We start from the raw sequence: 11,721 nt of genomic DNA on the forward strand, positions 1-11,721 counted from the left end.
GGGATGCTCGAGATCGTGACCGTCGACCCCTTCGATGACGCGGCCGCGGACGGCTGGTGGAACGCCTACGCGGAAGCCCGCCGTGCCGACATGGGCGAGCACGCCCTGGTGTGGACGAGAGAGGAACGGCGGGCACAGCTGCAGCAGCCCTCGGCGACGACCGAAGAGCGCGCCTACGCGGCGCTGCAGGACGGGGCCGTGGTCGGCTCCGCCTCGCTCACCCTCTCCCTCAAGGACAACCTGCACTCCGCCGGCATCGGTGTGAACGTCCCGCCGCAGCATCGCCGCCAAGGCGTCGGCACCGCACTGCTCGCACACGTGGAGGCCGAGGCGATCGCTGCGGGACGCACCACGATGCGGGTGGACATCCTGTGGCCGGCATCCGCTCCCGCCGACGGCACCGGCCAGCCGAATCGAGAGTTCGCACGCCGGCACGGCTACGAGATCGCGATCGGCGACCTGCAGAACCGGCTGGAGCTGCCCGTCGCGGACGGCGTGATCGACTCGCTGCTCGCAAAGACCCCGGCATCCGACGGCTACGACCTGCATTCCTGGCGCGGCCCGGTGCCCGAGGCGTTCGTCGCCGAGTGGGCGGCGCTAGACGCGGTGCTCGACACCGAGGCGCCGACCGGTGACCTCGACATCGAGGCGGCATCCGCCGACGTCGGCGACCTCCGCGACGATGAGGCCCTGCTGGCCCGGCAGAATCGCACCTCGTTCGGAACCGTGGCGATCTCCCCCGACGGCGCCGTCGCGGCGTACACGCAGATCGTCGTCTCGGGAGACGACGGCAACGCCTACCAGTGGGGCACGCTGGTGCGCCGCGAGGACCGCGGGCACCGGCTGGGTATGCGGGTCAAGCTCGCGAATCTGAGGATGCTGCAGCGCGAGTCGCCGCGCACCCCGCGCATCTACACGTTCAACGCCGAGTCGAACGAGCACATGCTGGCCGTGAACACGCGCCTCGGGTTCATCCCGACCGCGCGCCTCGCCGAGCTTCAGAAGAAGCTCTGAAGCCCTGACCGCCCCCACGCTCCGGTCGCAATCATTGCGGGTGCTTCAGCCGCCCACCCGCATCCGTTGCGACCGGAACGGGAGGCGGATCGAGGATCGCGCGGCATGATGGACCCATGCAGCCGCCGCTCGCCGACATCCTCACCACCGCCCGCGTCGTCGCCCTGCCGATGCACACCCGGTTCCGCGGGGTCGACGTGCGCGAGGCCGTGCTCTTCGAAGGCCCGCAGGGGTGGGCGGAGTTCTCGCCGTTCCTCGAGTACGACGACGTCGAGGCCGCGACCTGGCTCGCCGCGGCGATCGACTTCGCCTGGCACGAGCAGCCTGCGCCGCTGCGCGAGCGAATCCCCGTGAACGCCACGGTTCCCGCGATCGACGCCGCGCGCGTGCCCGAGGTGCTCGCACGCTTCGACGGATGCCGCACCGCCAAGGTCAAGGTCGCAGAACGCGGCCAGACCCTCGCCGACGACGTCGCCCGCGTGCGGGCGGTGCGCGACACGATGGGCCCCGAGGGCCGCATCCGCATCGACGCGAACGCCGCCTGGAACATCGACGAGGCGGAGCATGCACTGCACGCCCTCGCCGAGCACGACCTCGAGTACGCCGAGCAGCCCTGCTCCACGGTCGACGAGCTCGCCGAGCTGCGACGACGCGTGAAGTACATGGGCATTCCGATCGCGGCCGATGAGAGCGTGCGCAAGGCGAACGACCCGCTCGCCGTCGCACAGGCGAAGGCGGCGGACCTGATCGTCATCAAGGCGCAGCCGCTCGGCGGCACCCGTCGCGCACTGCAGATCGTGGCGGATGCCGGATTGCCGGCGGTCGTCTCGAGCGCCCTCGACACCGCCGTCGGGCTGGCCCAGGGCGCGGCTCTGGCCGCGGCCCTCCCCTCGCTGGAGTACGACTGCGGACTCGGCACGGCATCGCTGTTCGCCGACGATGTCGCGGATGCCCGGCCCGTGGCGGGCTCGGTGAGCGCGTCCCGGGTCGTGCCGGATGCTGCGGCGCTGGACCGGCTGGCCGCCCCGGCGGATCGACGCGACTGGTGGCTCGCGCGGCTCGAGCGGTGCCACGAGGTTCTGGCGCACCCCGGGTCCTGAGCGCGCGAAGCGGGCGCCGTACTGAGCGAGCGAAGCGAGTCGTGACGAAGGGCGCCCTTCGTCTCGTCGCTGCGCTCCTCGCTCAGGACCCGGACGCCGGCTTGACCGGCTCGAGAAGCAGCGAGACCATCCGGCCGAGCTCGGCACTGCCGGTCTGACGGAGCTGATCATCGTCCGCGCCGGCCATCGCACCCCGCACGGTCATGCCCTCCCACACGATCATCAGCAGTCGCGCCGTCTCCTCGGCATCCGTGCGCAGCACGAGGCACTCCTTGTCGACGATGTCGGTGATGATCCGGGCGATCCCGGCGACCATCTCCCGCTCGCCGGCGAGGTAGGCCGCACCGAACTCCGTGTCACGCAGGGCGCGGATGCGGATCTCGCTCATCAGCATGACGCCGAGCCGATCGTCGGCGGCGGAGTCCATGACCTGCTGCACGAGCGCCACCGGATCGTCGAGCGCCAGCGCCCCCGACTCGGTCATCTGCTGCACACGCTCGCGCACCGCGTTCACGCGCGCCTCACCCACCGAGCCGGCCAGCGTGAGGAACAGCTCATCCATCGAGGCGAAGTTCGAGTAGAACGCTCCGCGGGTGAATCCGGCGCGCTCGCACACTGCCTCGACGGTCGCGCCTTCCAGGCCGACCTCTGCGAACACCTGCGCCGCCGCGTCCAGCAGGCGGGCCCGCGTGTTCTCGCGGCTCCGCGTAGCGATCGTCGTCACTGCATCCTCACCTCACTGGTTCCTGAGCCTGTCGAAGGATTCACACCCGGCACACAGACTCTCACGACCCGCTGGGAATACGATGCATTGACGTACTCAATACACGTCTGTATCGAGTACACGACTGCATCCAACGCCTGGGGAGGCCCCGTGTCCACTCTGCTGTCCTCGCTCGGACGCTGGTCGTTCCGCCATCCCTGGCGCGTGCTCGTCTCGTGGCTGCTCGTGCTCGGCATCGCCGGCGGCGGCGCACTCGTGCTCGGCGCAGGCACCGACAACACGTTCTCGATCCCCGGCACCGAGTCGCAGGCCGGCCTCGAGCAGCTCTCGCGCACCTTCCCCCAGGTGAGCGGCACGAACGCGCAGTTCATCGTGGTCGCAGCGGACGGCGACGAGGTCACCGACGATCCGTACCGGAGCGACATCGAGCAGACGGTCGCCGAACTCGAGAAGGTCGACGGCGTGCTCGCCGTCACCTCGCCGTACGACGAGAACATCGACGGCATGATCAGCGACGACGACACCGCCGCGATCGTCCGCCTGCAGTTCGAGGGCCAGGCGACGGATGTGACGCCCGAGGCCAAGGCCGAACTCGAAGGCATCGTGTCCGATCTCGGCGACGAACTGCCGACAGGCTCCGAGACCGCGCTCGGTGGCGACCTGTTCGCGATGTCGATCCCGACTGTGACCATCACCGAGGCGGTCGGCCTGATCATCGCGCTGCTCGTGCTCATCGTCACGTTCCGGTCGTTCGTGGTCGCCGGACTCCCGCTGATCACCGCGATCCTGGGCGTCGGCATCTCGATGGTCGGCATCTTCGCCGCGACCGCCTTCGCCACCGTCTCGTCCACCACCCCGCTGCTCGCGCTCATGCTCGGCCTCGCAGTCGGCATCGACTACTCGCTGTTCATCGTCGCGCGGCATCAGGATCAGGTCAGAGCCGGCATCGATCCCGAGGAATCGGCTGCCCGCTCGGTCGGCACCGCCGGCTCCGCCGTCGTCTTCGCCGGCGTCACCGTGCTGATCGCCCTGATCGGACTCGGCTTCGCCGGCATCCCGTTCCTGACGACCATGGGCATCGCGGCATCCGTCGCCGTCGCGATCTCGGTGGCGATCGCCGTCACGCTCACCCCCGCGTTCCTCGGCTTCCTCAAGGGGCGGGTCGCGGGGCGCCCGAAGCGCACCCCTTCGTCTCGTCGCTCCGCTCGCGCAGGGGCCGACACTCCGGCTCCTGAGCGAGCGAAGCGAGACGAAGGACGGCGCTCGTTCTCGCAGCGCTGGGTGGGCGGCGTGACCAAGCATCCGGTGGTCGTGTCGATCGCCGTCGTCCTCGGCCTGGGTATCGTCGCCGTTCCCGCACTGAGCCTGAACCTCGCGCTGCCGAACGCCGGCCAGCTGCCGCAGGGCTCCGAGGCGCGCGTGAACTACGACCTCACCGCCGAGCACTTCGGCCCCGGATTCAACGGCCCGCTGATCCTCACCGGCACCATCGTCACCTCGAAGGACCCGCTGAACCTCATGCAGGACCTCGGCGACGAGGTCGCCGGTCTGCCCGGTGTCGCGGAGGTGCCGCTGGCCACCCCGAACGCCACGGCCGACACCGGCATCGTGCAGGTCGTTCCGACCACCGCACCGGATGACCCGAAGACGGCCGATCTGGTGCGCGAGCTACGGTCACACCACGACGAGTGGCTCGATGAGTACGGCATCGACCTGAAGGTCACCGGCTTCACGGCGGTCGCGATCGACATCTCCGACCAGCTCGGCGCCGCGCTGCTGCCGTTCGGCATCTTCGTGATCGGCCTGTCGCTGATCCTGCTGGCGATCGTGTTCCGCTCGATCTGGGTGCCGATCACTGCCGCGCTCGGCTACCTGCTCTCGATCGTCGCCGCCTTCGGCGTGGTCGCCGCGGTGTTCGAATGGGGCTGGTTCGCCGACCTGCTGCACGTCGCCCGCACGGGACCGATCATCTCGTTCATGCCGATCGTGCTGATGGGTGTGCTGTTCGGCCTGGCGATGGACTACCAGGTGTTCCTCGTCTCGCGCATGCGGGAGGACTACGTGCACGACCCGGCGAGGAAGGATCCGGCCACGCGGCGCGACGCCGCGATCCGGGCCGTCCGCACCGGCTTCACCGGCTCGGCGAAGGTCGTCACCGCCGCCGCACTGATCATGTTCGCCGTCTTCGTCGCGTTCGTTCCCGAGGGCGATTCGTCGCTCAAGCCGATCGCCCTCGGCCTCGCCGCCGGCATCGCGATCGACGCCTTCCTGGTGCGCATGACCCTGATCCCCGCGCTGATGGCGATCCTCGGCGACCGCGCCTGGCGCATCCCGCCCTGGATGGAGCGCGTGCTGCCCCACGTCGACATCGAGGGCGAGGCCGTCGAGCGCGAGCGTGACCTGGCCGGCTGGCCCGGAGATGACAGCGTCGTCGCCGCGGACGGACTCGGCGTCGGGACCCCCGCTGTCGCGGACGTCACCCTGCGCCTCGCGCCCGGTGGCGCGCTCGTCGCGACCGGGGCGGATGCCCGGGAGCTGCGCGCGCTGGCGCTCGCCGTCGCCGGCCGCGTCAAGCCCGACACCGGACGCCTGCGGGTGACCGGACATCTGCTGCCCGGCCGCGCCGCGTGGGTGCGCCGCAACGTCGGCTGCGTGATCGTCGATGACGCGGCATCCGCCCCTCGAGAGCTGGCCACCGCCCTGCGCGGCAGACCGGACCTCGTCGTCATCGACGGCATCGACCGGCTCTCCGGCGCCGCCCGCGATCAGGTCGCCGCCGCCCTGCGCGACGCCGGCGCTGCCGTGTTCGCCACCGCCGCCGACACCTACGTGGCGAAGGCGCTGCTCGCCGACGCGGGCCGCGACGCGGCATCCGTCGTCGACCTGCGCGAACCGGCGCCGTACGTCGAGACCTCCGACTCCACCGCCACGAACACCGAGGTGACCGCATGACCCTCATCGAACGCGCCCGCTCCCGCCGCCCGATCACCTGGCTGACCGTCGTCGGCGTGCTGCTGCTGCCCGTCGTCATCGGGGGCCTTCTCGTCGCCGCGCTGCAGAACCCGACGCAGAACCTCGAACGCATGACGGCGGCGATCGTCAACCTCGACGAGCCGGTCACCATCAACGACCAGTACACCCCGCTCGGCCGCGAGCTGGCATCCGGACTGGTCGAGGGATCCGACGAGGTCGACTCCAACCTGACATGGGTGATCTCGAACGAGGGCGACGCCGCCGAGGGACTCAGCGGCGGCACCTATCAGGCGGTCGTGACCATCCCTGAGGACTTCTCGAAGAACGCCACCTCGGGCGGCCAGGCGATCGCCGACGGCGGCGGTGCTGCAGAGCAGGCGCAGATCCAGGTGACCACCCCGCAGGACGCCCGCGTCGCGGATGACCTCATCACCAGCCAGATCTCGTCGGTCGCGGCGTCGTCGATGAGCTCGATGCTCTCCGAGGCGACGCTGAGCAACGTGCTGATCAGCTTCGACACGCTCGGCTCGAAGATCGGCGAGGCGGCGGACGGCGCCGACAAGCTCGCCGACGGCGCGCAGGATGCCGCGGACGGCGCTGCCGCGCTGCCCGATGGAGCTGCGAAGCTCGCCGACGGCGCGAACCAGCTGAGCTCTGGGGCATCCCAGCTCGGCGACGGCGCGGGCGAGCTCGCCGCCGGCGCCAGCCAGCTCGGGAGCGGGCTGGACACGATCGCCGCCAGTACCCGCAAGGTCCAGGCCGGAACGAGTCAGCTCGGGGCCGGACTGACCAGCGGGGCGGCAGCTCTGTCGGACCCGAAGGGCGACATGAGCAACCTCGTGGGAGCGGCCAACACGGTTGTGCAGAAGGCCGGCGCGGCAGCGCAGTCGAGTGCAACGGCCGCCAAGGACATCGGCGGTGTGGCGCAGACGCTCGGCGGTCTCGTCGCGCAGTGTGATCCCGCGATCTCCGGAAAGGACTTCTGCGAGCAGCTCACCGCCGCGGCAACTGCCGCGGGAACTGCAGCGGGTTCGGCGAAGACCGCGGCCGTCGACGCCGGCACCGCCGCGGGCTACGCTACTGAGGTTGCGAAGGGACTGGCGAAGACGCAGTCCGCACTCGCCGAGCAGCTGCGCGAAGCCGGCTCCGGCGCGACCGCCCTCGCATCCGGTCTCACCCAGATCGCGGCGGGCATCGACCAGTCCGCCGACGGCGCGCGCGGGCTCTCCACCGGTGCGGTCAAGATCGCCACCGGCAACCAGGGCATCGCCACCGGCGCCACCGCGCTCGGCGACGGTGCGACGCAGCTCGCCGACGGCGCGACCCAGCTCGGCACCGGACTGGACCAGCTCGCCGGCGGCACGAGCGACCTCGCCGACGGCCTGCACACCGCGGCCTCCTCGCTGCCGTCGTTCAGCGAGAAGGAGTCGACCTCGCTCGCATCCGTCGTCGCGAACCCGGTGAAGGCGGATGTCGCGACCTCGAGCCTGTTCGGTGCGACCGCCATTCCGCTGCTCGTCGCGATCGTGCTGTGGTTCGGCTCGCTCGCCTCGTACGTCGTGATGCGGGCGATGCCCGAGCGCGTACTCACTTCGCGGCGCTCCTCGATCGCGCTGGCGCTGCGCGGGTTCTGGCCTGCGGCGCTCATCGGCGCGGCGCAGGGCCTGCTGGTCTCGCTCATCGTGCAGATCGTGGCCGACTACGACGCCGCCACCTGGTGGTCGTTCGCCGGCGTCGCCGTGCTCGCGGGCATCTCGTTCGCTGCGGTGAACCAGGCGCTGGTCGCGGTCTTCGGCGGGATCGGCCGCTGGGTCGGCGTGCTCGTCGGGGTGCTCGCCGTGGCGACCGGACTGGTCTCCACGGTGCCCGGCTGGCTGGCATCCGTCGGTGCGGCGATGCCGACCGCACCCGCGCTGAGCGGCTTGATCGACGCGAGCGGCGCCGCCGCCGCGGGTCTCATCGCCTGGGCCGTGCTGTCGCTGCTCGCGACGACGCTCGCGGTCACGCTGCGCCGCACGACCTCCGCGAAGGCCGTGCTCGCCACCGCCACGGCCTGACTGTCCCCCAGCTCCGGTCTCACTGGATGCGGGTGTTTCCCCCCGACACCCGCATCCGATGAGACCGGAGCTGGGGAACGTCACACCCCAAACAGCTCCGGTCTCAACCGTTGCGGGTGTCACCGGCCGCGCACCGGCTGAGGACCCGCATCCGTTGAGACCGGAGCAGACGGATGTCACGGACACCGGAGCAGCACCGCCGGGGCGGTAGCGTCGACGGATGGCGCGCGACTTCATGACCGACCCCGGGCAGCTCCGCGATCTGGACGGTCAGCAGTACATCGTGCTGCGGCCCCTCGGTGCGGTGATGCGCGAGTTCGACGCGGTGCAGGATGCCGCCCGGCAGCGCCTCGGCGACACCGTGCGCTATCCCGGCGCCGCACACGTCACCCTGCGCGGACTCTACGAGCCGGATCGTGTCGATGCCGTTCGCGACGTGGTGCGCGAGTGGGCCGCGCAGCAGCATCCGATCGACCTCGTCTTCGAGGCCGTGGACGCGTTCCCCGCACCGTGGCAGATCGTGATCGCCAGGCTCGGGCGCACGCCCGGCCTGCTGCACGCCTACGCGTCGCTCACCGAGGCGCTCGACCGCACCGACCTGCGTCGGATCGGCGAGCTGCCTCTCGACGACTGGACCTTCCACCTCTCGACGGTGTACGCCAAGACGCTCACCGACGAGGCATGGACCGCGCTCGCGGACGACACCCGCCACGACTACGGCGCCCCACCGGCTGAGACCGTCACCGAGGTCGAGTTCGTCACCTATTCCGATGCCGCCGAGCATCGCGAGGTCTTCTCGCTCGGCGTCAGCCGACCGGAGCAACGAGAAGGTCAGATCAGGCGGGCGCACTGAAGCCCTTCGCCAGGTCGAGCAGCAGTCGGCCGCCGAAGCCGGTGGCGCCCTGCGTGCGCCAGGAGTCGTCCTTCTCGACCTGCATGGTCCCTGCGATGTCGAGGTGCGCCCACGGAGTGCCGCCGGTGAAGTGATCGAGGAACAGCGCCGCCGTGATCGCGCCGCCGTACGGGCCGCCGAGATTCGAGATGTCGGCGATGTTGCTGTCGAGCTGCGCCCGGTACTTGCGCTCCAACGGCATCTGCCAGATCTTCTCATCGGTGGCCGCCGACGCCCCGCGCAGCAGATCGATCATCCGGTCGTCGTTGCCGAGCAGCGCCGCCACGTGCCCGCCGAGCGAGACCAGCGCCGCCCCGGTCAGCGTCGCGATGTCGACGATCGCGTCGACGCCCTGCTCGTTCGCGAGAGCGAAGGCGTCGCTCATCGCGATACGCCCCTCCGCATCGGTGTTCTTCACCTCGATGGTCGTCCCGCCGCGTGCGGTGAGCACGTCGCCGAGCTTGTACGCGGTTGCCGACGGCATGTTGTCGGTGCACATCAGCCATCCGAACACCTCCGCCGTCGTACCCGCATCACGCAGCGCGCTGAACGCGCCGAGCACCGCGGCGGCACCGCCCATGTCCATCTTCATCAGCAGATGCATCGGGTCGCTGGGCTTCAGGCTGATGCCGCCCGAGTCGTACATGATGCCCTTGCCGATCAGCCCGAGCTTCCCGGTGGCGGCGCCCGAGGGCTTGTAGTGCAGCACGATCATGCGCGGCTCCTCGACGGAGCCCTGGTTCACGCCGAGCAGCCCTCCGCAGCCGAGCTCGATGAGCGCGGCCTTGTCGTATGCGGTCACGTCGAACCCGAACCGCCCGCCCAGCGCCTCGGCGATGTCGGCCATGTCGGTCGCGGTCAGGTGCCCCGGAGGCGTGTTCGCCAGGTCGCGCGCCACGATCGCGGCGCGGGCGGTGACGGATGCCGCGGCGACCGCGGCGGCATCCGCCGCTGCGTCGCCTTCGCCGACGTCGAGCGTCAGAGCGGCCAGCGGCACGTGCTTCGACTCGGCGATCAGCACCGTGTACCGGTACCGCGCGAGCAGCGCGCCCTCGGCGAGCGCGGTCAGCGCGGATGCCCGGTCCGCGCCTCCCAGGTCGACCTTCAGCGCCAGCCGGCCGTGGCGTGCGGCCGCGCGCACGAACGCCGCCGCCGCGTCGCGCAGTGTCGCCGGAGAGCTGTCGGATGCCGCGCCGAGGCCGACCGCCACGAGATCGGGCCCCTCCGCCTGCGGCAGCACGAGCGTCGCGCCGACCTTCCCGTCGAACCCGGCCTCCTCGAGCGCGTCACGGCTGAACCCGAGGCCACCCGGGACGTCACCGTCGCTGTGCACTCCGAAGCCGATCGCTCCGGCACGGTCACCGACGGAACCGACCCGCACTTCAGCCCCGTCCAGGGCGTCCAGCCCCGGCACGGTCGCGAAGTCGGCCGGGATGAGCTTGTTCGGACTGCGAGTCATCATCTCTCCTTCGATCTGAGAATTCCGGTCAGCCGATCTGCGTGATCTCCCTCGATCTCGCTCGCGGTTCCGGCCCGGTTCAGCCGCGGCGCTCCTTCGTCTTCTTCTTGAAGATCAGGGCCGCCAGCAGCCAGCCGCCGAGCGCGGTGACCACCCAGATGATCAGCGTCGCGAGCACCCAGGTGACGATCCCGGACAGATGCACGCCACTGGGGAACAGCGAGGCGATCAGCAGCGCGACGAAGGTCGAGATCAGGCCGATGCCGCCCAGCAGCGCCTCGGCGTGCCGCGTGACGATCTTCAGGATCAGCGGCGCCAGGATCGCCTGCGCGATCGTGAACACGAGGACGGCGACGAGGAAACCCGCGAAGCCGATCGAGAAGCCCGGCAGCACCCACAGGCAGATGAGCAGGGCGACCGCGACGGTGACCAGGGAGATGGCGGCGCGGAGCAGCAGACGGATCATGGCGCCAGCATAGTGGCGCCATGATCCGGAGTGCGGCAGCTCAGCTCAGTCCGGAGTACGAGTGCAGGCCCTTGAAGAACACGTTCACGATCGTGAAGTTGAAGATCACCGCGGCGAAGCCGACGATCGACAGCCAGGCCGACCGCGAACCGCGCCAGCCGCGGGTCGCCCGCGCGTGGATGTACCCGGCGTAGAGAACCCAGATGATGAACGTCCAGGTCTCCTTGACGTCGAAGCCCCAGAACCGGCCCCAGGCGTCCTGCGCCCAGATCGCGCCGGCCATCAGCGTGAAGGTCCAGGCGATGAAGCCGACGACGGTGAACCGGTAGGCCAGGCTCTCCAGACGCGTCGAGTCGGGGATGGTGCGCAGGAAGCCGGGCCCCGTCTTCGCGGCGCCCTCGACGACCAGCCGCTCGCGGCGCATCTGCATCAGCTGCATCACCGAGAGCGCGAAGGCCAGGGCGAACAGTGCCGTCGACAGCGAGGCGACGAACACGTGGATGATCAGCCAGACGCTCTTCAACGGCTCGGCGAGCGGCGTGACGACGACGTAGAAGTTCGTCGACGCGAGGCCGAGCAGCACGACCACCAGCCCGACGATGAACGAGCCCAGGTACCTCACGTCCACGCGGGTGAGCACGATGAGGTACACGGCGATGATCAGCAGCGTGCCGATCATGGCGAACTCGTAGAGGTTCGACCAGGGCACGTGTCCGTCGGCGATGCCGCGGGTCACCGTCGCGCCGAGGTGGAACAGCCAGGCGAGCACCGTCAGCGATGTGCCGATCCGGGCCATGACGTAGCGCGGCTTCGCCCCGCCTTCGCCGGATGCCGCGGACGCGGCGTCTCCGGCATCCGCCGTCGCCCCGCCGGAACCCGCGGCGACGAGCTGCTTCGCCTTCGCGGTCTCGAGCTTCGCATCCGCCGTCTTCGCGGAGCGGCTGGCGAGGTCGAACGCGTAGGCGACGAACGCGAGCGCGTAGATCGCGATGGCCGTCCACATGAGGACGACGGAGAGGGATTCCAGGTCGGCCAT

General features: G+C 70.4%; 9 protein-coding genes. 5 read left to right on the plus strand and 4 right to left on the minus strand.

Annotated elements, in window-relative coordinates; genetic code table 11:
* The first annotated feature begins 3 nt into the window (after positions 1-3).
* Positions 4-1,014 (plus strand): GNAT family N-acetyltransferase, encoded by a 1,011-nt coding sequence (locus DY023_RS11715; protein WP_116242525.1) that lies wholly within the window; start codon positions 4-6, stop codon positions 1,012-1,014.
* A 116-nt stretch (positions 1,015-1,130) separates the two neighbouring features.
* The gene (locus DY023_RS11720) at positions 1,131-2,114 is read left to right on the plus strand and encodes an o-succinylbenzoate synthase (RefSeq protein ID WP_116242526.1); all 984 of its coding nucleotides are present in this window, start codon (positions 1,131-1,133) and stop codon (positions 2,112-2,114) included.
* Between the two features lie 82 nt (positions 2,115-2,196).
* On the opposite strand, the gene DY023_RS11725 is transcribed toward DY023_RS11720, so the two are convergent.
* Positions 2,197-2,838, minus strand: a complete 642-nt coding sequence (locus tag DY023_RS11725) for a TetR/AcrR family transcriptional regulator (protein ID WP_116242527.1) — start codon at positions 2,836-2,838, stop codon at positions 2,197-2,199.
* 150 nt (positions 2,839-2,988) lie between these two features.
* Between DY023_RS11725 and DY023_RS11730 the strand changes: the two genes are divergently transcribed.
* The 3 genes from DY023_RS11730 (at position 2,989) to DY023_RS11740 (ending at position 8,721) form a co-directional block, all read left to right on the plus strand.
* Positions 2,989-5,790 (plus strand): MMPL family transporter, encoded by a 2,802-nt coding sequence (locus DY023_RS11730; protein WP_116242528.1) that lies wholly within the window; start codon positions 2,989-2,991, stop codon positions 5,788-5,790.
* Positions 5,787-7,868 (plus strand): YhgE/Pip domain-containing protein, encoded by a 2,082-nt coding sequence (locus tag DY023_RS11735; RefSeq protein WP_116242529.1) that lies wholly within the window; start codon positions 5,787-5,789, stop codon positions 7,866-7,868. Before DY023_RS11730 ends, DY023_RS11735 begins: the two co-directional genes overlap by 4 nt.
* A gap of 220 nt (positions 7,869-8,088) precedes the next feature.
* Positions 8,089-8,721, plus strand: a complete 633-nt coding sequence (locus DY023_RS11740) for a 2'-5' RNA ligase family protein (RefSeq protein ID WP_245958676.1) — start codon at positions 8,089-8,091, stop codon at positions 8,719-8,721.
* On the opposite strand, the gene DY023_RS11745 is transcribed toward DY023_RS11740, so the two are convergent.
* The 3 genes from DY023_RS11745 to ccsB form a co-directional block, all read right to left on the minus strand.
* A complete protein-coding gene (locus DY023_RS11745) occupies positions 8,705-10,219 on the minus strand; it encodes a leucyl aminopeptidase family protein (RefSeq protein ID WP_116242530.1) in 1,515 nt (504 codons plus the stop codon). The two genes, DY023_RS11740 and DY023_RS11745, sit on opposite strands and share 17 nt — an antisense overlap.
* A 79-nt stretch (positions 10,220-10,298) precedes the next feature.
* On the minus strand, positions 10,299-10,685 hold the full coding sequence (locus tag DY023_RS11750) for a phage holin family protein (protein ID WP_116242531.1): 387 nt from the start codon (positions 10,683-10,685) through the stop codon (positions 10,299-10,301).
* 40 nt (positions 10,686-10,725) lie between these two features.
* Positions 10,726-11,721 carry a c-type cytochrome biogenesis protein CcsB gene (gene ccsB / locus DY023_RS11755; protein ID WP_116242532.1) on the minus strand — a complete coding sequence of 332 codons (996 nt, stop codon included), beginning with the start codon at positions 11,719-11,721 and terminating at the stop codon, positions 10,726-10,728.

It is taken from the genome of Microbacterium bovistercoris, from assembly GCF_003387575.1.
GTDB classification, from domain to species: domain Bacteria; phylum Actinomycetota; class Actinomycetes; order Actinomycetales; family Microbacteriaceae; genus Microbacterium; species Microbacterium bovistercoris.